Source organism: Stetteria hydrogenophila, assembly GCF_054657575.1.
In genome coordinates this window covers 660,098-680,665 of record NZ_BAAHYL010000002.1, presented here as the reverse complement: position 1 = coordinate 680,665, position 20,568 = coordinate 660,098, and the positions used below count along the sequence as shown (strand labels likewise).

Annotated in this window: 20 protein-coding genes, 1 pseudogene and 1 CRISPR repeat array; of the genes and pseudogenes, 6 read left to right on the top strand and 15 right to left on the bottom strand. The window is 64.8% G+C overall.

The annotated features are described in order from the left end of the window. Positions 1 to 11: 11 nt before the first annotated feature. The 6 genes from ACYQ3J_RS06840 to ACYQ3J_RS06815 all read right to left on the bottom strand — a co-directional run bounded on the left by ACYQ3J_RS06840 (position 12) and on the right by ACYQ3J_RS06815 (position 6,152). On the bottom strand, positions 12 to 1,808 hold the full coding sequence (locus tag ACYQ3J_RS06840) for a helicase-related protein (protein WP_460126111.1): 1,797 nt from the start codon (positions 1,806 to 1,808) through the stop codon (positions 12 to 14). Between the two features lie 22 nt (positions 1,809 to 1,830). Beyond that, positions 1,831 to 3,051, bottom strand: a complete 1,221-nt coding sequence (locus ACYQ3J_RS06835; protein ID WP_460126105.1) for a hypothetical protein — start codon at positions 3,049 to 3,051, stop codon at positions 1,831 to 1,833. Next, positions 3,048 to 3,908 carry a Cas5 family CRISPR-associated protein gene (locus ACYQ3J_RS06830; protein ID WP_460126103.1) on the bottom strand — a complete coding sequence of 287 codons (861 nt, stop codon included), beginning with the start codon at positions 3,906 to 3,908 and terminating at the stop codon, positions 3,048 to 3,050. Before ACYQ3J_RS06830 ends, ACYQ3J_RS06835 begins: the two co-directional genes overlap by 4 nt. Before the next feature lie 29 nt (positions 3,909 to 3,937). Next, the gene (gene cas7a / locus ACYQ3J_RS06825) at positions 3,938 to 4,960 is read right to left on the bottom strand and encodes a type I-A CRISPR-associated protein Cas7/Csa2 (RefSeq protein ID WP_460126102.1); all 1,023 of its coding nucleotides are present in this window, start codon (positions 4,958 to 4,960) and stop codon (positions 3,938 to 3,940) included. 15 nt (positions 4,961 to 4,975) lie between these two features. Further along, entirely contained in the window at positions 4,976 to 5,377 is a 402-nt protein-coding gene (locus tag ACYQ3J_RS06820; protein WP_460126100.1) for a hypothetical protein, read from the bottom strand. Between the two features lie 130 nt (positions 5,378 to 5,507). Further along, the gene (locus tag ACYQ3J_RS06815) at positions 5,508 to 6,152 is read right to left on the bottom strand and encodes a hypothetical protein (protein ID WP_460126098.1); all 645 of its coding nucleotides are present in this window, start codon (positions 6,150 to 6,152) and stop codon (positions 5,508 to 5,510) included. Between the two features lie 405 nt (positions 6,153 to 6,557). Beyond that, positions 6,558 to 9,637: direct repeats of the CRISPR family, unit length 24 nt; unit sequence GTATCTCCGCGATAGAATTGAAAG. Between the two features lie 171 nt (positions 9,638 to 9,808). Here ACYQ3J_RS06815 and ACYQ3J_RS06810 point away from each other — a divergent pair. Then, positions 9,809 to 10,243, top strand: a complete 435-nt coding sequence (locus ACYQ3J_RS06810) for a hypothetical protein (protein ID WP_460126096.1) — start codon at positions 9,809 to 9,811, stop codon at positions 10,241 to 10,243. Positions 10,244 to 10,369: 126 nt separating this feature from the next. Here ACYQ3J_RS06810 and cas4 read toward each other — a convergent pair whose 3' ends face one another. The 5 genes from cas4 to csa3 form a co-directional block, all read right to left on the bottom strand. Beyond that, the gene (cas4, locus tag ACYQ3J_RS06805) at positions 10,370 to 10,981 is read right to left on the bottom strand and encodes a CRISPR-associated protein Cas4 (RefSeq protein WP_460126095.1); all 612 of its coding nucleotides are present in this window, start codon (positions 10,979 to 10,981) and stop codon (positions 10,370 to 10,372) included. After that, the gene (cas2, locus tag ACYQ3J_RS06800; RefSeq protein ID WP_460126093.1) at positions 10,959 to 11,258 is read right to left on the bottom strand and encodes a CRISPR-associated endonuclease Cas2; all 300 of its coding nucleotides are present in this window, start codon (positions 11,256 to 11,258) and stop codon (positions 10,959 to 10,961) included. Before cas2 ends, cas4 begins: the two co-directional genes overlap by 23 nt. After that, positions 11,252 to 12,238 (bottom strand): CRISPR-associated endonuclease Cas1, encoded by a 987-nt coding sequence (gene cas1 / locus ACYQ3J_RS06795; protein ID WP_460126296.1) that lies wholly within the window; start codon positions 12,236 to 12,238, stop codon positions 11,252 to 11,254. Before cas1 ends, cas2 begins: the two co-directional genes overlap by 7 nt. Position 12,239: 1 nt before the next feature. Beyond that, positions 12,240 to 13,082, bottom strand: a complete 843-nt coding sequence (gene cas4a / locus ACYQ3J_RS06790; protein ID WP_460126091.1) for a type I-A CRISPR-associated protein Cas4/Csa1 — start codon at positions 13,080 to 13,082, stop codon at positions 12,240 to 12,242. A gap of 263 nt (positions 13,083 to 13,345) precedes the next feature. Continuing rightward, entirely contained in the window at positions 13,346 to 14,047 is a 702-nt protein-coding gene (gene csa3 / locus ACYQ3J_RS06785; protein WP_460126089.1) for a CRISPR-associated CARF protein Csa3, read from the bottom strand. A gap of 116 nt (positions 14,048 to 14,163) precedes the next feature. On the opposite strand from csa3, the gene ACYQ3J_RS06780 reads away from it, so the two are divergent. From ACYQ3J_RS06780 to ACYQ3J_RS06765, 4 genes are all read left to right on the top strand, one after another. Continuing rightward, the gene (locus tag ACYQ3J_RS06780; RefSeq protein ID WP_460126087.1) at positions 14,164 to 14,550 is read left to right on the top strand and encodes a HEPN domain-containing protein; all 387 of its coding nucleotides are present in this window, start codon (positions 14,164 to 14,166) and stop codon (positions 14,548 to 14,550) included. Then, positions 14,534 to 14,854, top strand: coding sequence for a nucleotidyltransferase domain-containing protein (locus ACYQ3J_RS06775; protein ID WP_460126085.1), 321 nt, complete (start codon positions 14,534 to 14,536; stop codon positions 14,852 to 14,854). The genes ACYQ3J_RS06780 and ACYQ3J_RS06775 overlap by 17 nt, the downstream gene beginning before the upstream one ends. 540 nt (positions 14,855 to 15,394) lie before the next feature. Next, the gene (locus ACYQ3J_RS06770) at positions 15,395 to 15,859 is read left to right on the top strand and encodes a hypothetical protein (RefSeq protein ID WP_460126083.1); all 465 of its coding nucleotides are present in this window, start codon (positions 15,395 to 15,397) and stop codon (positions 15,857 to 15,859) included. Between the two features lie 358 nt (positions 15,860 to 16,217). Further along, entirely contained in the window at positions 16,218 to 16,499 is a 282-nt protein-coding gene (locus ACYQ3J_RS06765; RefSeq protein WP_460126081.1) for a hypothetical protein, read from the top strand. 144 nt (positions 16,500 to 16,643) lie between these two features. Here ACYQ3J_RS06765 and ACYQ3J_RS06760 read toward each other — a convergent pair whose 3' ends face one another. Further along, positions 16,644 to 17,138, bottom strand: a complete 495-nt coding sequence (locus tag ACYQ3J_RS06760; RefSeq protein WP_460126079.1) for a PaREP1 family protein — start codon at positions 17,136 to 17,138, stop codon at positions 16,644 to 16,646. 658 nt (positions 17,139 to 17,796) lie between these two features. On the opposite strand from ACYQ3J_RS06760, the gene ACYQ3J_RS06755 reads away from it, so the two are divergent. Continuing rightward, on the top strand, positions 17,797 to 18,528 hold the full coding sequence (locus ACYQ3J_RS06755; protein WP_460126077.1) for a Sir2 family NAD-dependent protein deacetylase: 732 nt from the start codon (positions 17,797 to 17,799) through the stop codon (positions 18,526 to 18,528). On the opposite strand, the gene ACYQ3J_RS06750 is transcribed toward ACYQ3J_RS06755, so the two are convergent. From ACYQ3J_RS06750 to ACYQ3J_RS06740, 3 genes and pseudogenes are all read right to left on the bottom strand, one after another. After that, the gene (locus ACYQ3J_RS06750; protein ID WP_460126075.1) at positions 18,525 to 19,388 is read right to left on the bottom strand and encodes a universal stress protein; all 864 of its coding nucleotides are present in this window, start codon (positions 19,386 to 19,388) and stop codon (positions 18,525 to 18,527) included. The genes ACYQ3J_RS06755 and ACYQ3J_RS06750 overlap by 4 nt on opposite strands. Positions 19,389 to 19,447: 59 nt before the next feature. Next, positions 19,448 to 20,227, bottom strand: a pseudogene (locus ACYQ3J_RS06745) (RNA-guided pseudouridylation complex pseudouridine synthase subunit Cbf5); the annotation flags it as partial. 18 nt (positions 20,228 to 20,245) lie between these two features. Then, positions 20,246 to 20,536, bottom strand: a complete 291-nt coding sequence (locus ACYQ3J_RS06740) for a tRNA pseudouridine synthase A (RefSeq protein WP_460126073.1) — start codon at positions 20,534 to 20,536, stop codon at positions 20,246 to 20,248. Between the last annotated feature and the right edge of the window lie 32 nt (positions 20,537 to 20,568).

Here is a 20,568-nt window from a genome sequence, read left to right as displayed (position 1 = left end):
CTCACCCCCTGCTAGGCGAGGAGCCCGCGTCCCCTCCTGTAGGCGCCCCTCTTCGCCTTCAGCCTGACGGTGAAGGCCGGCGCCCTCGCCCTAACCCCCTTCAGGGCCTCCACGGCGTCCTGCATCAGGGCGTTGATGAGGCTCCTGCACCCGCCCCGCTCCCGGGATCCCCTCCAGGCCCTCCAGAGGCGCCAGGCCTCGGCTTCAACCACGCCCCCCTGCCCTCCGTAGCGCCACTCGACTACTACGACGGGGCCCGCGCCGCCCATCTCGAGGGCTTCCTCGGCGTGCCTCAGCGCCCAGTGGAGGGAGACCGGGACGCTCGAGCCTCCGACGTCGACCTCGACCAGGGCGGAGTCCCTGGCGAGGCTGCAGAGGCCGGCTTTATCCAGCAGGTCGAGGAGCACCCACGGCCTCGCGTCGCTGTGCAGGTACATCTTTAAGAGGTTCTTGAACAGGCTGAGCAGCCCGGCGGCGCCGGGGGATCCCCTCCCGGCAGCGCCCGCCCGGGCTAGGAGGGAGGCGTAGCTGACCCTGGAGCCGTGGTTGCACGTGGCCCTCCAGTCCAGCGCCCCGCGGTCGCTCTCCGCCGCCTCGGCGACCAGCCTCACCCCCTCCTCGACGGCTTCGGGGTCGTAGGGGCCCCTCTTGGCGTCAGTGACTACTACGAGCTTGCCCCCCGACTGCATGCACTCAGCGAGGATCCCGCCCCTCCTGCACGCCCTCCCAGCCCTCTGGGCGAGGCTCTCCAGCGGCGCGGCGGCGGTGTAGACGGCTAGCGCGTTAACGTCCACCCCCGCCTCGGCGACCTGCGTGGCGACCACCACGCCGCCCCGCTCCTCGACCTCCCTAATCCCCTCCTCCGCCCTCGAGCGGTCCTCCTCGCTCAGCCTCCCGTGCACGAGCACCGCCCGGCCAACCCGGCCCTCCAGCCTGTCGTGGAGCTCGACGGCCTCCTCCACCGTGTTGGCCACGACGAGCACCGGGCCCCGGGAGGCGTCGTCCACGATTTCACTCAGCACCTCGTCCCACGACCCAGCGAGGAGGGTGAGCCAGGGGGTGAGGTGGCCGGCCTCCCAGTCCGGGTCCTCCACCACCCCGACGCCCGTCGAGCCGGCGGCCCTCGTCGCCTCCTCGAGGTATGGGCAGCCCCCCGCCGCGCGCGGAGCCTTGAGGGCCTTCACGCTTAACCGGCCGCGGGCGCTCCCCACGGCCCTCCTCAGCTCGGAGAGCATGGCGGGGCTTGCCGTGGCGGTCTCGACGAGTGTGGGCACCCCGGCCCAGGCGAGGCCCGCCACAGCAGCGGCGGCTGCCGCCGCGCTGATCGAGGAGGCGGTCTCGCCGGGGCTGGGCTCCTCCCAGAGGTAGAGGTGGCCCTCGTCGAGCACGACTAGCGAGGTGTAGATCGAGAGGAGCGCCGGGTAGTAGTGGCCCATCGAGTAGCCCCTCTCAACCTTCAACGCCTCCGCCACTGGGATCCTGTAGAGGTTCCACAGGAAGCTGTCGAGCGTCGAGACGACGAGGCTGGAGAGGAAGTAGGGGGACCTCTCGCCCGCCGGCGCCCCGTGCATCTGCAGCCTCCCGCCGAGTGGCTTGAACAGGTCCTGGTAGACCCTCCCCACGAGGCTCCTCAGCGGGGCCACGTGGATCAGCCCGGCAGCCAGGCCATCCTCCCGGGCCCTCCGCCACAGCTCCGGGCTCGCAACGGTCTTCCCGTAGGACGTCGGAGCCACCGCGGCGACGACTCTCCCCGGCCCCGCGTCGCGGTACGCCTCCTCAATGAGGGGCCTCACACCCGGGCCGGGCAAGGCATGCCACCCCCAGGGGCTGCTAGAGGCTCTGGAGCCAGCGGCCGGCGGCGATGGCGGTGTAGTCGCTCGCGAGGAGCCGTATGGCCCACTCGATGCTCTCGGCCAGGTCGGTCAGGTCGTTGGCCCTCGCCTGGTCGGCGGCCGACCTCAGGTTCCTCAGGCAGTGCGAGAGGTGGTCCGCGGCGCCGAGGCTGGCGGCCTGCAGGTAGATTGCGGCGAGGCAGCCGCCCACGGCGTCCCGGAGCCCGTTGACCTTGTTAGCGTACCTTGTAGCGGTGGAGGCGAGCCTCATGACGCTCTTAACCGTCCTCCCGTTGCGCCCGAAAGTGTAGTAGACGACTGTGGATAGGGGCGTGGACGACCTCACCATGGGCCTCATCTGGGCCTCGACCATGACTAGGCTAGCAGCCCTCTCCAGGCTCGCCGCCTCCCCGTAGGCGAGCTGCTCGGCGGAGCCGAGGTTGTCGACGAGGTCCTCGGCCAGCGCTATCGACACTGCAACCTCGAAGCTGACGGGGTACGTGTTCACGAGCCTCGCCGCCCTAGCCACCGTACTGTCCTGGAGCCCCTTGAACAGCATCACGTCCCTGAGCCTGCCGAACTCCGTGTTGACGCTGTCGGGCGTTAGGTAAGCCTCGAGGGTTGAGTCGCCTATCCTGCCCCTCCAGAGGAAGGAGACCGCGCCCCCGAGGAGGATCGAGCCAAGCGTGTCGAGCGTGGCCTCGGCCCTGCGCTTCTTCCAGTCACTACCGCCGCCTGTAGTCCTCACTTTCCCGAATATAGTCGCCTTCGCAAGCCAGGGCAGGTCCCTGGCCTGCCCCCCGAGGGGGGCGCCCCTGGAGAGCACCGCGTCAGCGTAGCTGACGGCTGCGTGGTTCCAGGCCACGGTCTTCTTACCGGCGGACGTGGTGTAGGGGCACGCGGTGAACCCTGCGGAGGCCAGGAGCCTAGCGTCCCCGGAGCCGATCCTGTAGAGCGTGGGGCCGGAGTGTAGGAGGCAGCAGTTGATGCCCCTCACCGTGTCGGTGCACTCCCCCTTGACGCGCCGCGCGACGGTGAGGCTGCTGATCAACCCCAGAGCGTTATTGACTATCTCAACGTAGTCATCGGGGCTCTGGAACACCGCGTAGCCGCTGGCCTCGTCAACCGTAACTCTGCCCGGGTCCCCCAGGCTGAGGAGGGCGTACTGGAACCTCCTCCCCAGAGTCTCAGCCGGGGCTAGGGGGAGCTTGAAGATCAAACCCTTCCACCCCCAGGGATCACGCGGTAGGCTAGGGCGAACTCAGGGATCCCCCGGGGCTTGACGGCCCTGCAGCCGCTCCTCAGTGTGAACTGGGAGGGCATCGAGGGCGGCGTGAGCCCCGAGGGTCCCCCGGCTACCTGCGGGGCCAGGTAGCCCCTCTCCCTGTAGCCTTCATCGTAGAGCGTGAGCCTCACCGCAGCCCTCGCGGCGACGCAGTCCTCCCTCTGGTATAGTATGCTCTCGAACGTCCCTCCCTCCGGGACCTCCTCGAGCCCGTCGGCGTCGAGGGCCCCGGCATCCTCCACGCTCACAAGCCCCTCCCTGCTGCCGAGCCTGTAGACGCTCCACGCGGCCGCCTTCAGGTCCCTGAGCCCCAGCTCGGTCCCGAGGCACTCGGAGAGCTTCCCCAAGTCGAGGAGCCAGGCGAGCACCACGCTCCCGCCGGGGGCTGAGGCGGCGCCGACTGCCTGCACGGGCAGGAGCCTGTCCGAGGCCAGGTAGATGGGCTCCCTGAGCGCTCTGGCGTAGTCGCCGCCAGTCTTGTAGAGGCTCGCGGTTATCCTCGAGGGCTCTGCGTGGACCGCCACGCCGACCCTGCTACCCGGCTGGAGGCCGGCGGACGCGGCGAGCGTCGCGGCGAGGGCGCACCCCATCGCCCTGCCGCCGGCCGGCCCGGCCTTCCTGTTAAGCTCCTCGCCGAGGCCCAGGATCCTGGCCAGGGGGTTCATGAACGCCCCCACCACGGTGGGGGGCGGGGGGAGCACGTAGGCCAGCTGGGCTGCGCTCGCGCCGAGCTGGCGGGTTATGAAGCCCCAGTGGAGCTTGATCCTGGCGTGCAAAAAAGCGGGGTCCAAGGCCCCGTCACCTCGCTTGTGGGGCCTCCTCATCCCCTCTCGAGCCTCTTGAGGGCCCAGTCGGCGGCCGCCTTGATGGCCTCCTCGGGCGTGTCGTGCCTCGTCGCCTTGGAGGTGTCGCCCTCCAGCTTCTCGGCGGCGTAGTAGTGGACCTCGGCGTCTAGGCCGTCGATGACGCTCTTCTGGGCCTCGAGCCTCTTCAGTGTGTCGGCTAGGTACCTCCTGTCGTGGCCGGGGTTGGGGGTGAAGGGCGCTATCCCCTCGCTGGCCACCGCGACGAGGCTGGCCACCTTCCAGTGTGGGAGGCTCCTGCTCCTCTTGGCGCCGAACGCCATGTTGCCCAGCATCGCCACCAGCGCCTCGACGGCGGCCTTGACCCTCTTCACCCTCACGTCGGCGCCGAGGTCGTGGGGCTTCACCCCCATGGCCTTGCAGACGCCCAGCACTGAGACCTCGCTTGCCTCGAGGATGTAGGAGAGCGTGTAGAGCGCGCTCGCGTTGTCGACGTAGATGAGCGCCTGCTCCTGCTTCGCGGCCTCAGGCGTGTACCTCACGTGGAGCTGCGGGTAGACGCCGGCGGCCTTCACGGCCTCCAGCGCCGGGACCATGTAGCTGAAGCTGAACCTGCTAGTCCTCTTCACCACTCCGTCGGTGTAGAGGAAGCCGCCGACGTCGGCGACCACGTCGCTCTCAACTATCACCCTCTCGTTCTCGCAGGGACTCTTCTTGCTCCCGACCTTCCCCTTCACCTCGGGGTAGTACTTGTTGATTATGTCGTCGCTGGCGTACTTGAGGAAGTAACCCTGGAGGCTCATCTGCGACACGGGGAGCCCGGCCTTAGCAGCGGCCCTGGCGAGGAGCACCTGGTAGTGGTGCGCCAGGCTCATGCCGCTCACTACGGGGACGTAGACTATCCTGTAGGCCCCGTCCTCCTCGACCACGACGGGGGCCTTCCTGTGCCTGGTGATGTTGCCCACGGACTCAGCCATGTTCAGGCTCTCAAGGTTCACGAGGAGCCTCGCCGTGACCGCAAGGTAGACCCCGTTCGCCACGGCCAGCCACCCCCGCTAAGCCCGGGCCTGGGCCTCCTGGAGCTTGAAGCGGCCCGCCCTGGCTAGGGACTCGACGTAGACCTCCCTCAGGAAGTTCACGAGCGTGCCGTTCTCAGCTCTCTTCTTCATGATCGCTATGAAGGCGTTCACAGCGTTCTCGAGCTCCTCGGGTTTCACGTTGGGGCAGACGACTTTCTCCCTAGCCAGTCTAGCCTTAGTCTCGGCTGAGGCGTCGATGCAGGTGCTCCTGAAGTCCCTGAGGGCGTTCCCCAACGCCTCGAGGACCGTCACCTCCTCGAGGGCGTTCCCGATGATGTCGAGGTAGCCGTAGTTGCGCATCGCCGCGAAGAAGGCCAGCACGTCCTTCACCGGGCCTATCGGGTCACCCATCATTCCACCCCTTAACCTCTCCACCACTGCTCTGGTCTCTGGTGCCCACTACTAATTCAGCCGGGAGTACTATTTAAATTTAATGGACTGCTCTCTCATCCTAAACGAGCTAACTCCATGGATGTAGGAGCATGATTCAGTCCACGAGTCGTGGACTCTAGAGGAGGGGTTCCAGGCTGGGGTGGAGCCTCCACCTGCCCCCAGCGCTCTCGGCGAGCCCCGCCTCCTGGAGGTCCTTGAGCTTCTTGTAGAGCGTGCTCCTCTTCAAGCCGAGCCTGAGCCTCAGCTCCTCCGCCCTCGCCTCCCCGAGGCCGGCGAGCTCCCTGAGGATGGCCTGGGACTGCTCGTCGAGGCAGAGCAGCCTGGCGAGCCTGCCCACCTCGACCTCCAGGCGGGCCTCGAACCCCTCACCGTAAGCGGTCAAGACGAGCCTGTCCCTAACCTCCCTGCTCGAAGTCAACGCCGCCACGGCGAGGGCGGCCCCAAGGATCCTCGGTCCACCGGTTATGAACACCTCAACAACCCCGTCCCCACCCGCCAGACTGTAAGCCCTGGCCAGCGCGTCGCGAGCCTCCCTCACCAGCCCCCCCACAGTGACGCGGTGAAGCTCAGCCCCAACCCCAACCCCCTCCAGGTAGCGCTTGAGCAACGCGAAGGAGGCCTCCACGCGCCTCCACGCACCCTCATCAGTATACAACGCCACACCCAGAAGCCTGGAGACACCCCCACGACCCAGGTCAGCAACCCTCCTCAAGACAAAGTCAACCGTAAACCCCAAGCTGGCAACCAACACCCTACCCAAGCCACGCCCCCAAACAAGACGAGCAAAAACAGCAAACTATAAACACAAACCACAAACGCAAAACCCCGAATCCCCCAACAGTAAGGAACCAAACAACACCTTCATAGATATTCCCGAGTAAACCCGGGACGTTTAAAAGCCTTACGGCGCCCCCGGCCACCATCAAACGTTAAGCTATGGGAGGATAGTAGGCTATGGGTATTTAAGCGCTCCCGGCTCCGGCCGGGAGTACATACTTTTCAAGGTAGTAAATGATTTAACCGCTGATGGCTGTGTATGTTCGTGAGTAGCCTGTGGGAGAGGCCCCCAGTGGGGGCTTGAAGTATCTGTTTAGAATTGATTAAAGGAGTGCGCGGGTATCTAGTGGATAGAGTTAATGGAAACCTTGAATGGTGGCCTTGAACAGTATCTCCGCGATAGAATTGAAAGACGATGACGCCGCGGACAAGGTCTTCGACCTGTACCACGAGAGGAGTATCTCCGCGATAGAATTGAAAGTACGACTACACGGTGGTGAAGGGTAAGGACGGCTACATTATTCAAGGTATCTCCGCGATAGAATTGAAAGCCCTGGGGAGTCCCCGCTTGCGCAGGCACAGGCCGGGACGGTATCTCCGCGATAGAATTGAAAGGGCTGGAATGGGGCGTTTACGGGCGCCCGCTAGCCCGTAAAGTATCTCCGCGATAGAATTGAAAGCATTTTTCCGCACGGCTGTGCGTACCCGGCTGGCTCTGGCTGGCGTATCTCCGCGATAGAATTGAAAGCTAGCCCCCGCTCCCCTCCTTCTTCTTTTTCCTAATGAAGAAGCGGGTATCTCCGCGATAGAATTGAAAGTTCCCGATTTCCACGACGCCAGCCGCGACGGCTTCAGGCGGCAGAGTATCTCCGCGATAGAATTGAAAGCAGCATGAGCGGCAAGGGCGGCGTGGGGAAAACTACCATAGCCTGCGTATCTCCGCGATAGAATTGAAAGGCCTCCCCTCTTTCCGCTTCCATGCCGTCCCTCAGTGCGTCTGGTATCTCCGCGATAGAATTGAAAGCGTCGGTGGTCATGCCGAGGGCCTCCGCGAACTCGCGGAAGTAGAAGTATCTCCGCGATAGAATTGAAAGGCTTAGCTCGTAGACTAAGACCGGCCGCGGGGAGGCCTTCACGGGTATCTCCGCGATAGAATTGAAAGTAGTCCCGATGCCCACCACGACGTCAGCGCCGCCGATTCCAGAATGTATCTCCGCGATAGAATTGAAAGCCCTGTTGAGCTTGATGTACTCGCTCGTCGTGATGGCCTTGTATCTCCGCGATAGAATTGAAAGCTTGCTGGCTAACGTCTATCCCCATGCGCTTGGCTAGCAGGTATCTCCGCGATAGAATTGAAAGCGCGTAGCCTAATGGCGCGGGGGAAACTTATAAGTTGATTTGCCGGGTATCTCCGCGATAGAATTGAAAGTGAAGCGCTGCCACGCCCTCCGCGCCGCGGCCTCGCGGAGCCTCCGTATCTCCGCGATAGAATTGAAAGCGAATTTCAGTATCAGAAACTGCAGCTCCATGGGGCCGTAGAGGCATAGGTATCTCCGCGATAGAATTGAAAGATGGTGGCTAAAGGAGAGCACGAAAAGATACGAGATACTGCAAGTAGGTATCTCCGCGATAGAATTGAAAGTCAGTACTCAGGACCTCATGAATGGCTGAAGCTGCATTAGGTATCTCCGCGATAGAATTGAAAGTTTTAGATTTCCATCGCCTTCCTCAATATACTTCACATGTATCTCCGCGATAGAATTGAAAGTAAAGGCAGGCTTGCTTAACGAAGAATCCCGTACTCCACGTTTCGTATCTCCGCGATAGAATTGAAAGTTTTTTACCTACTCGAAGCCGTGGGGGTGGTAGTGTATGTATCTCCGCGATAGAATTGAAAGCGTTGCTAAAGTTTTTGAAATCCTTGAATGGCTTGAGGAAAGTATCTCCGCGATAGAATTGAAAGCTTCTCTTCTTTACCCTCGGGGGCGGCCCCGGGCAGGCACTCCCGTATCTCCGCGATAGAATTGAAAGGCGGCTTAGCGGGCGGCGGGGCGGGCTTGGCGATGCAGACGCCCGCCGGGTATCTCCGCGATAGAATTGAAAGGCAGGCGCACGGGCACGGGGAGACTAGACCGCATGGGGTATCTCCGCGATAGAATTGAAAGTGATAAACACGTCGGTAATCACGGCATACATACCCTTAGCCACGACGTAGTATCTCCGCGATAGAATTGAAAGTGAGAGAGGACTAAGAGAGGTGGATAAGGATGGCTGGGCTAGAGGTTGGTATCTCCGCGATAGAATTGAAAGATAGTTAAGGTGGGGGCCAGCCCCCAGGGGAGTCCCCTGCCAACCGCGTATCTCCGCGATAGAATTGAAAGTCGCCTGCTTCTGCACTATCTTCATGGCGAATAGGGCGCGGGCAGTATCTCCGCGATAGAATTGAAAGTCCAATCCGCAGGCCCATCTCGAAATCGGGCATGGCTGTGCGCCCGTATCTCCGCGATAGAATTGAAAGTCGAGCCTGACCCAAGCGTAGCTCATCATTATCGCTGGCTTCCTGTAGGTATCTCCGCGATAGAATTGAAAGCCTTCTTCGTCCGCGCGGGGGGCGACTACTGGCTCAAGGCGTATCTCCGCGATAGAATTGAAAGCAGCGGCCTGAGCTCCTCCTGGAGCCACTTGCTTATCTCTTCAGCCTGTATCTCCGCGATAGAATTGAAAGCACACACCCAACACACACAGCTGGGCGTAACGGCGGCTGGCTGTCGTATCTCCGCGATAGAATTGAAAGCCGATTCCAGAGTCCGCCGAGGGAGGCGCGGGCGCAGTCGTGCCGAGTATCTCCGCGATAGAATTGAAAGGACATTAAAGAGGAATTGAGCCGCTGCAAGGGCGGCTAGCTCCGTATCTCCGCGATAGAATTGAAAGACTCAAGGGCCAGCGGGCCGGCTCGCCAGGGGCATGGCCGCCCGGTATCTCCGCGATAGAATTGAAAGTACTGCGCTGATGGCGTCGTCGCTCACGCTGTCGATGCCGTCCGTATCTCCGCGATAGAATTGAAAGTAGCCGGCGCCATCGCGGGGGCCACCGCCGCCGTAGCGTATCTCCGCGATAGAATTGAAAGAGTGGTCAGACAGGCGCGAGGTGTGAGGTATGACAGGTGTGGATAGGTATCTCCGCGATAGAATTGAAAGCGAGTAGGGCCCTGCTCGGCCGCAAGCAGTACACCCCGCATGTATCTCCGCGATAGAATTGAAAGCTGGCAGTGTGGACGCTGAGCTACTGCAGAAGTTCATAGAGGCTCGTATCTCCGCGATAGAATTGAAAGTTATGGGCACGACGTCGGCGAGGGGCACGAATTCATTGTTATGTATCTCCGCGATAGAATTGAAAGGATTACTGGACTCTTCGAGGGGCAGGACGAGCTGGAGGGCCGTGTACGTATCTCCGCGATAGAATTGAAAGACCGGATTGAGGCTTGACCTGTTGGCCTCGCTGGTATTTCCGCGATAGTATATAGTATCGGGCGTTGAAATTATTACAACGTGGTGGGCGGGCCGCCCGTCTCCCGCGTTAGTTTGCTAGCAAATTTATTATACTAGCCCTTTACCGTTATCTAAGCGGGGCTCGTGGGGGATGGCTGGCAGGTACGTGGAGGTGGACGTGGGCGATCTCGGCGTCTTCGGGGTTGATTGCAGCGACGTCGCTAGCTTGATTTACGACAAGCTGTTCTGGGGGGAGGATGAGGAGGAAGAGGAGGAGCTCGAGGAGAGCTATGGGGCTGGCGTGGTTATCCACCTCGACGGCGAGGCGGGCGAGATAAGCGGGGTGGAGGTGTGGGGCGAGCTGTCGAGCGAGGAGTGGAGGATAGCCAGTAAGTTCATGGATAGGCTTGAGAAAGAGCTGGCTGACGGCGACCTTGAGGGTTTCGCCGGCTTCGCCGAGAAGTTTGCGAGGAGGTACGGCGTGGACGTCGCCGGCATCTACGGGGGCGGCGGCTGCTTCATCCTACTCTTCCCGGCACCCGAGGAGGAAGAGGCCGAGGAAGAGGAGGAGGAAGAGGAGGAGTAGCCCGCCTACCTCGCCCTCCCTCTGCATCCGCCTTCCCCCGGTTTCTCCCGGGGCTGGTCGTCGCTGCAAGCGTGGACTCTGGCGATGGCGGCGTGGCTGGCGTCTCCGCGGTAGAATTGAGGGTGTTTAGCGTCTTCTTGCCGTGGTTGGCGGTATGTAGGGCCTTACCGGGCATACCTTGTTGTAGCCGCAGTATGCGCACTTGGCTGGCGTGGGCGTCACGGGTGGGGGCTCGCTGGCCTCGGTGATCCTCCTGAGCCTCTCGATTGCCTTGAGTGTCTCCTCCACTGTGCGCTCGTTCACGGGGATCCTGTGGGCCTCCCCCGGCATGTAGAGGATTGCCTCCCTCACCGGGCCCATCGTGTCCATTACGAGCAGGGTGTAGGCTAGGAGTTGGAGGCGATAGTGGCTCCACCTGCCGCGGGTCCTCCTGTACGCCTTGACCTCGACGACGGTGTAGGGCGGCTCCCCGGCGACCACGTCGACCACGCCGGCTAGCCCTAGGCGCTCGCTCTTTAGTGGGACCTCCAGCCTGTAGGGCCTCGGGAGGCCTAGCTCCTCGGCCACGGCCTCCTTGTAGTCGGGGCCCGCCCTCGCCCTGCCGGTCTCCATGCTCGGCGTGGGGGGCTCGGTGTAGCCGAGGTTCCACCTTATCCAGGGTATCACCGGGCAGTACGCCATGTCCTTGAGGTCGGTCACGGTTAGGAGCCTGGCCTTAGAGTACCTCCACGCCTGCACCCTGGATCCCCCGGGCCCAGTAGGGCCTCCCGAGGACTATGGCGCGCTCCCACTCCCTCGGGTCGAGGAGGAGCACGTGGACCACGTCCGTCTCGGGGTCTATGATGGTGGAGAGCCTCCTCGCCAGGTCGACCGCTCTGGCCCTCTGCGCGTGGCCTACGAAGGCGCTCCTCTGGATCCTCGTGAGCCCCCAGGCCTCGAGGGTCCTCGAGGCCCTGAGCCTCTTCGAGTCATCGCTTATGTCGTAGATTACTAGGACCCTGGGCGAGGCTACCACCCCCTGTAGGCCTCGAAGGGAGCCCCGGAGCGGAGGGCGCGGGCGAGGCGGAGGGCGTAGCCCCGGAGCGCCTCCTCGCACGTCATCCTGCGGTAGCCGCCCTGGCACGCCTTGGAGAGGCGCTCCTTCACGAGCCCCGCCACCCTGGCCCTCTCACCGGCGTCGAGCCTCCCCCCGGCGGCCACCCTGGGCCTCCACCCCCTGAGGAGCTCCCTGATTATCGGGGCGTCGACGAGCACCGGCCTCCACGCCTCGACGTAGTCGAATGCTAGGACCGGCTTGCCGCTCCTGTCCACGTGGAGGAAGCCCGCGTACGGGTCCAGGCCCGCCAGCACCAGGGCCCTCCAGGCGAGGCCGTAGAGGATCCCGTAGCCGTAGTTGAGCGACGCGTTGACCGGGTCCCCGGCGTCCCTGTCCCTGCCCTTGAAGCCCAGGTCCCCGGGGAGGATCCTGGCGAGGGCGCCCCAGTACTCCCTCGCAGCCCTCGCCTCTAGCTCCATCACCAGCCTCCTAGCCTCCTCCAGGCTCGACGTCTTCCCGGGGACCCCGAGGATCCCCTCCTCGAGCTCGAGGAGGAGCCCAGCGGCCTCGTGGAGGAGCCTCTCGGGGACCCTGGAGGCGAGCCTCTTGAGGTGAACCGCCTGGTTGTGGACTTTCGCAGCCACCATCTCCGCCGCCAGCCGGGCGGCGAGGCCGTTGGTGAGCGCCGCGTACTGGGCCCTCCTCGTCTCCGTGGTCCTCGTCGGGTTGCTGGAGTAGAGGATCGCCACCGGGTCCCCGCGGTGGTCGAGGAAGACAAGCTCCACCCCCGCCCTGGCGAGGAGCCTGACCGCCCTCGAGGTCACCGAGACGCCGCTCGTCGCCACGACTACGACGTCGACCTCCCCGACTGGGACGACGCGGGAGCCCTCCCTGCTCCTCACCACGAGGCTCCCGCTCTTGACGCCTAGCGTCACGCCGTAGCCTGAGACGTGGAGCACCCTAACCAAGCCCGCCGCCCCCCAGGCCGTTCCCGTTGCAGCGGTCCTCCGGCTCGACGCCGGAGAGGAGGGCGTCGACCGCCTCGTCCCTCGCGGCGAGGAAGTCCTCCCTCAGCCTAGGCGAGACGTAGACGGGCTCGACGCTGAACCTGGGCCTCCCCCCGTTCAGCGTGACGGAGAGAAGGACCCCGTAGTCGAAGGGGGCCTCGAGCATGGACTCCAAGGCGAGAGCGTAGCCGGCGAGGGCGAGCTTGTGCCACCACTGCGGCCTCCCCAGCTTGACCTCGACCACCACCCCCGCCTCGCCGAGGGCGTCGGCCCGGAGGGCCCTCGAGAGGCCGAGGGGGTAGCCGTCGACCCTGTACTCGGAGAGCCAGGGGAGCCACCCCGCCCCCTCGCCTCCGTAGTGCAGCTCGTGACCCGCCGCCTCCCCGAGCCAGGCGAGCACGAGGGCTCTGTAGACCTCGACCGCCCACCCCGGGAGCCCCCTGAGCCTCCCCCGCGCCCCCGCGAGGAGCCTCGACGCCGCCGCCCACGGCCTCTCACCCCTCGCCAGGGAGAGCCTCACGTCCACCGCGGCGGCGTGGACCGCCTCGTGGAGCGCGATGCCCGCCTCCATCGCGGGCGTCCTCGGCTGCTCCACCCCCCTCCTCCTCAGCCAGAGCTGCCTCCACCCACACGCCGCCCCGTAGGCGACCTCGCTAACCCCCAGGCCCAGGTAGGCCCTGGGCTTCACGGGGGGAGAGTGGTAGCTCCACCCCCTCAACTCCCCGGGGACCGGGTCGCTCTCCGCCTCCGCGTGGAGCCTGCGGAGGGACCGCCTAAGGAGGAGCGCCGTCACCACCCCGGGGGCACCCCTGCGGGCCGGTGGGGCGCGTTAACCTTGGGTTGGCTAATGTTCTTCTGCATGCTAATGACCGCGCGGGGCGATTGACCGGCTCGTGGGGGGAGCTGGGTGGGGGCGGCGATGCGCGGGCCTTAAACGGTAATACCGCTTAAACCCGCGCAGCTGTAGGGGAAAACAGCCACAACCACAACGCAGCCGCCCGGGATCCCGGCCAGCCCCCGGAGGACGCCCCGGGATCCCGGGGGATCTCGGCCCGGGCTTCACGCCTCCCCCGAGGCCTGAGTGGGCGGCGGGTCCTCCCCCGCCAGGAGCAGTGCGAGCCTGGCCCTGGGGGTGGGGTAGAGGCCCCCGCCCCTCCCCTTCTGTGTTAGGAGCCTCATCTTCTTCAGGGCGGACAAGTGGTTCATCACGGTCTTCTCCTTCATGCCGATCTCCTGGGCGAGCTGCTGCGCGCGCAGCCCGGGCTTCGCGAGGAGCGCCTTGAGGATGGAGGCCTTCTCCCTGGAGACCTGGCCGGCCAGGAGCTGGAGGAGGTCGCCGGCGACCCTCACGTCCCAGTCGCCGCCCGTGTCGCTCTGGAGGCAGTACTCCACCCTGCGCCTCCTCGACAGCGCCGCCGCGGCGAGGAGGGCCGCGGCCGCGAGCACCCTGCTGCCCCCCGTCGCCTCGAACACCACGAGCCCCGCGCCGGCGTCGCGGGCGAGCCTGTCGACCCACTCGATCAGGCCCGCCACCGCGCCCTCGAAGTCCCTGGGGTCGACCTCCAGCAGCCCCAGGGGGGTGACGCCCAGCCTCGACGCGATCCCCCTCAAGCCCTCCCAGGCCGATCGCACCGCCGCAGCCGGCGGCTTAACTGTAACCCCCGCCACGTAGTCGCCCTCCCCAGCCCCCAGCCGGGCAAGCCTCCTCAAAGCGAAGTTCTCGTGGAAACCCAGGGTTGCGACAACCAAAACCCCCGCCAAGCCCCCCCGCCCCTCACCCGGTGACGCGCGCCGCTCCAACAAAACCCTTTTACACAACAAGGCCACTCCCCCACGCTGCCCATGGTAGGCGCCCCTCGGTTGCAGAGGTGTGGGTGTTGTCGTTTGAGGAGGCTGAGATACTCAGGAGGAGGGCTGAGGCCTTCCTGAAGAACGCTGAGAGGCTCATCAGCGAGGGGGAGTACGATCTGGGCGTTTTCAGCCTGGAGCAGTACTGCCAACTGATGCTGAAGTACAAGCTGCTCGTGAAGAAGGGATCCTATCCCAGGACTCACTCCCTCAGGAGACTCATAAGGGAGCTCGGAGAGATCGACGGCCGCGTGCTGGTCCTAGTTGACGACGTTAGGAACCTGCACTACGTGGCGAGGCTGGAGGAGGCTTATATAGCCTCAAGGTACCTCCCGATAACGTATGAGAGGAGCGAGGCGCTAGACCTCCTGAGATTCGTTAAGGAGGTGTTCAAGCCCGTTGTCGAGGAGGTATGAGGACCGGGTATACGGGATGCTCAAGGAGTACAGGAAGGTGGCGGAGGAGGTGAAGGCAATAGTCAGGAGCATCGACCCCCAGGCGGAGGTGTACGTCTTCGGCTCCGTCGTGAGGGGGAAATTCACGGGGGCCAGCGACATAGACATCCTAGTAATAACCGACAGAGTGGACAGGAAGTACGACATGATGACAAGCGTCTACAGGAGCACCGAGGCTCCCGTGGAACTACACATAGTGACGAGGAGGGACTACGAGAGGTGGTACAAGAGGTTCATCAATGAAAGAGAATTAGTGAAAGTCTGAAAGTTTAACCTAGCCACGCCAGGTGCTAGGCGAAGGAGGTGGATCTCTGAAGGCTAGGACTTGAGGAAGCGGGGAGTAAATTCCAAACCCTATAAATAATTTATACAACGCGTCTTCTCCGAACTGCTAAGAGATGGGAAATGCCTAGGTGGGTGGTCCACGAGGTTCTGGGTAAGGAGTGCGGCATCCCAGAGGATCTCATGAGGCAGGTGAATTAGTTTACAGACTTCGAGTTTGGCCATGACGCAGGCAGGGTTATAGCTTATGGCCACTGGGATCCCCGGGCGCTCCACGCTATTGCGGTTGTCGTCTACCGGAGGTGGGGTGCAGACGGCGTTAAGGCGTTGCTTCACCATCACTTAATGGATTACACGTGCTCCCTGGTCACGAAGCTTAAGGGGGGCTATATGGTCAAGTACATTGCTGGGGAAATTAAGAGGGTGGGCTTCGCCCAGCTATGCGAGGATGTCGACACGGGGCAGCTATACCCCTACCCGGGCCCATTAAACGTCACGTGCCGTGTAGAGAGTTTAAGGAGGAATGGCGTGGCTGAAGAAGATAGTTAAGCCCAACATTTTAAGGGTCCTAAGCCTTATGTCTAAGGACTTCTCAGAGAGAGGGGATGAGGTATCCGCGAGCTTGGCATCGCTCGCGGAGAGCATGAGGGATTGCATCCTCAACTCAGCCTACAAGCTGACAGTGCTCCACGTCAACTCCCTCCTCGAGGGGTCCGAGTCCCCATGCAAGTCGATGCGGAGAACGGAGCGCGCAGAGCAACTACATGGTAGAGGGAGTACTGTGATGGTGGAGGCGATACTCGCCATCTTCCGCGGGGCGGGTGCGAGCGAGCGTGAGCTGGAGGAGGTGAGGGGCTTCCTCCAGGCGTGGAGGCGGGGGTGTCTGACAAGCAGGCAGCTCTACTTCGCCCTAATGGGGTACGCCCGCGAGAACCTGATACCCCTCACGCCGCGCCAGGTCGGGGAGCTACAGAGGATGCTAGGATAGGAGTAGAGCTTAGCCCGGAAGAGCAGAGAGGGAGTATTTTGAAGCCGTCCAGCAAAGAGGTGGAGGCGGCTCTCAGCGGGCCCGAGGGCACACTTCCTGGTGAGAGGCCAGGCGCAGAGAAAGTGCGCGGGATTGAAGGAGAGCCTGGAGGGAGGGCTGAAGGGCAGCGCAAGCAAACGCCACCCTCTTCCACGATTCCTGGATTCGCCGAGCTGCGGAGGAGGTAAGGGAGATCAGGAGGAGGCTGGAGAGGCTCGAGAGGGAGCACAGAGAGACTAGGCGCACAGTACCACGGAAGCCCCGAAGCCGAGCCGGGGTCAGAGACATCCTCGGAGCCATGTACCTCCCCCCGCCGAGGGTGGTCCTGCGGACGGACGAGGCGGGCCACCTCTTCTGGGGCCCCGACAAGAGGAGCCTCAACGCGATGGCTCGGTTCTTCGACCACTGGGCCGTGATCTGGTTCGCCTCCTGCCCCGTGTGCAGGTGCAGGCTGCCAGGCGGCTGCCTGTCCCCCACCGAGTTCGCCGAGCACCTGATAAACTTCGAGCGCCGCGTGCCCGACTTCATGGTGGACTGGCTGAGGCGCCTCGCCAGGATGATGGAGGAGGCCGAAAAGCGTGGCCGCAAACCGCGAAAATAGTTCTGTCTTCTAGGCCGGGGCAAGAAGGGCGCTACACTGAGGGGCCAGGGAAGAGCGGGCTCCGGGTACTCTGCGCGTCGGAGGCTTGGGTTCCCGGGGGGAGCGGAGCGTTCTAGCGGAGCTTCCATAATGACTGTGAAGAGGCTAGGGGGAGGGGTTGGCGTGCCTGAGTTTCTCGGCGATGGCCTCCACGAGCTTCCCTACCTCCTTGATGGCGTCCTCCACGTCCTCCCTGGTTGCTAGCCCCTCATAGAAGTTTTTGTGCATGGAGTCCGCTATCTTGAACGCTATCCTGACCCAGGAGCCCAGCTCCTCGGCGACCCTGTTCTTGTACACCCACAGCTCCGCGTGGGATCCCAGCCTACGCCCCTCCCTCGCGAGGGCGTAGGCTTTAATGGCTAGCGCGCAGGACCCCCAGATCTTCTCCGAGGCCTGCCTTAAATCGCCCCTGCCAAGCTCCTCCCTAGCCTGCTCCAGGAGGTTAAGCGTCGTCTCCAGGTACTTCGAGGCGGCCGCGTCGGGGTCCATGGAGCCATAGACTAGGTCAGCCAGGTACTCCTCCACGCTGACGCCGGCCCTCGAAGCCCTCCTAGCGATCTCGTTGGCCAGCGCCCTCGGCAGGTTAACCGCCGGAGGCAACGCCCACGCACCAGCAAAAACGCATAAATTGAAGGGAAGCTATAGCCCTATAAGCCTCCTAAGAGCCCACACCCTCCGAGCGTTTAAACCTTAACCCTTGAGAACCCCCCATTGGCGCTGAAGCCCGCAACCCATTGAAGGCGCCGAGAACCCCTCCCTGACCCAGGCGTTGGAGCCCCCGTTTTGGAGGGGGTCTAAGCCGGCCTCCAAGGCGAGACGCAGCAGGGGCGAGTAGGCTACTGCCACGCAGACCCTAGGCCCTAGGACGAGATGGCGGGCTGGGCGCTTCCCGGGATCCCGGGTTCTCCGAGGCTTAGCGTTTAAGCTAGGCTTTGCCTGGGCAAGGGCTGCGGCTCCGGGGTTCCCCGGGCTACACCGGTTTCCCCCGGGGTTCTCCAGCAGCGCGCTGGATTAGCTGCCTCCGGCTTCGGCTGGGCCCTCTCTGGCGCGTGTTAAGATACATATTGCGTAGCCCCGGGGGCCGTGCTTGCCTGTTCCCCGGCCCTTTATGATGGGCTGCCGCCTATTTTAGGACCGGCACCTAGCGCCTCCCATCTGCACGGGGGCCTGCGACACCCCCACGACTCCCAAGGGGCTATCCCCGGGGGTGGGTGGGGGTCTCTGGGGCCCCCGACAGCCCTTTCGCGGGTGGCGGGGCGTGGCGCGTCCCCGTGGCGGGGTTGAGGAGGCTGCGCGGCTCGTGGCGCGTGCCGGCTGCGTGCTTGTCCTGGCTGGCTTTGGGGTTGGCGGTTGCGGCCCGCGTGTCTCGCTTGACGGTTTCCTCGGTGACCCCCTGGGTGCGTGGAGGGCGTTCGCTGGGTGGCTGCGCGGGGTGAGGGGTGCCCGGCCGGGGCCGGCGCACTACGCTGTGGCGGCGCTGGAGGCTGCGGGTGTGGTGGGGGGCGTGGTGTCGCTCTGCCCCGACGGGCTTCTGGGGGCCGCGGGGGTGAGGGGGGTGGTCGAGCTCCACGGGAGCGCTGGGGACGCGGTGTGCGTGAGGTGCGGCCGCCGGGTCCCCGTGGGGGAGGCGCTGCGGGAGGTTGAAGCGGGGCGGGTGCCGAGGTGCCCCTGCGGGGGGCTCCTGAAGCCCGGGGTGGTCCTCTACGGGGAGCCGGTGCCTGAGGATGCCCTCAGGGAGGCCGTGGGGCTCGCGAGGCGGTGCGACCTGGTGCTCGCCGCGGGCCCCGGCTTGGGGGACTACCCGGCCGCCCAGTTGCCCTTGATCGTGAAGGAGAGGGGCGGGGGGCTGGTGGTTGTGGCCCCCGGCGTGACCGCCCTGGATGGCCTGGCTGACTTGAAGGTGGAGGCCCCCGTGGATGAGGCTCTCCCGGCGATCTGCGAGGGGGCTCTGGGGGTCCTCGGCCGGGGGGGCGGCTGCCGGGGCCCCTAGCCCTGGGGCTCGGGCTGGCCCGCGATGAGGACGTGCGTCGGGCTCCTGGCGAGGAGGCACGCCGCGATGGGGCCGAGCCTCCTCTCCCTGGGCCTCTCCGACTGCCCGGCGACGACGAGGGAGGCCCTGGCCTCGACTGCGACGGCCTTGACGGCCTTGCAGGGGTGCTCGCCCTCGGCGAGCCTGGCCTCGGCCCTAACCCCCCTGGCTTCGAGGCGGCGCTTGAGGTCGTCGAGCAGGCGCTGGGCCTCCCCCGCGTCCTCGCCGCGGTGGAGGGCGTGGACCAGGATCACCCTGGAGCCGAGCGCGGCAGCCGCGTCCCCCGCCGTCTCGGCCACGCGGGCAGCGTACTCATCCCCTGTGACTGCGGCCACAACGGGGTCGCTGCTCAGCGCCGGTATGACTGGCCTCCCCTCGACTATCTGGACCCTAGCCACGAGCACCGGCCTGTCGCTCGACGCTGCGACCTCCTCCGCCGTGCTCCCGAGGAGTATGCGCCTGAGGAGCCCGTGGCCCCTGCTGGCCACGACTACGAAGCCGGCCCCCACCCGCCTCGCCGCCTGGACCAGCTCCTCGCCCGGCACCCCCACGGCGGGGTCGAGGACCTCTACCTCGAGGCCCCCCGCCGCCACCGAGCGGGCGAGGCCCTCCAGCTCCCTCCTCGCGTCCCCCACGAGCCTGGACTCTAGGTCGCTGGTGGGGTACCAGCCGGAGACGGCCTCCACTATGTCAGCGGGCACGACGTGGAGCAGGTACACCCTCCTCGTCCCTAGCCTCCCGAGCTGGGGGAGCCAGGAGGCGAGCGCCCCCGAGACGCCGCTCAAGTCGATGCCCACAAGCGCGGAGTCGAGCCATGCCAAGACGCGGCCCCTCCACGCTTATGAATAGCCCCGCCCCCTAATAAAGGCGGGGCTGGCCCTTACCCCTTCCTCCTCTGCTTCCAAGCCCTCGGGTAGAGGCCAGGCTCGAGGACCACCCTCTTGAGCTTGAAGGCTTCGCCGCGCTCCTCCTGCATCACCTCCTCGCTAGTCATCACCGCCTCGGCTAGGGCGACTAGCTCCCCCTTCAGCGTGAGCACCGCGACCGTCTCCCCCCTCTTGATGTCCTCGTGGAGCATCACCACGCCGGGGACCGCGAGGCTCGCCCCGTGCACCAGGCTCTCCACGGCGGTGTCCCTCACCACGACCTTGGGCAGGTGGCACACCGAGTACTCGCCGGGGAGGACGACCCTCCTGAGGAGGTCGTCCTTCCCGTCCACCCTGAGCCTGTAGAGGGCCTCGCTCACCTCCTGGAGCGTCACGAGGCCCCGGGCCTCGCTGAAGGGGCCGGTCCTAGTCCTCCTCAGCTCCCTCATGTGCGCGCCGACCCCGAGCACGAGGCCGACGTCCCAGCATATCTTCCTCATGTAAGTCCCCGCCTCGCAGGCGATGCGGAGGAGGGCGTACCTCTCCCCGTCGTACTCCAGCAGCTCTATCTCGTCGACCCTCTTCACCCTCAGGCTCCTCTTCACGCTGCTCCTCAGCGGGGGCCTCTGGTAGATCCTCCCCTCGAAGAGCCTCAGAGCCTCCCGGAGCCTCTCCTCCTCGACCGGCCTGTGGAGCTGCATCACGCACACGTACTCCTTGCTCGAGTGGACAACGCTACCCACAACCCTCGTCATGCGGTGGAGCGCCACGGGCAGGACTCCAGTGACCCGGGGATCCCCCCGCCCCCGGCCCTAGCAGCCTGGGGGCTCTAGGGTCCCCCCGTGCCCCGCCCGCGGCACGTTGAACATCCTCTTAACCCACGCAACCACCTCGTGGCTCGTCGGCCCCGGCGGCTTGTCGAGGTTGATGACGCCGTACTCGATGTACTTCTCCAGGGGCCTCCTCGTGGGGACCCAGCCGTACCTGGGATCCGTGGCCTCCCCCTCCCTCTTCACCAGCCACCTCCGGTTGAACCCGCAGAACTCGTCGATGCTCCTGATGAACTCCAGCCCCTCCCTAGTCGCGTCGTACTCCTCCGTCAAGCCCGGAAGCCACCTCTCCCCGCCTCCCCCCG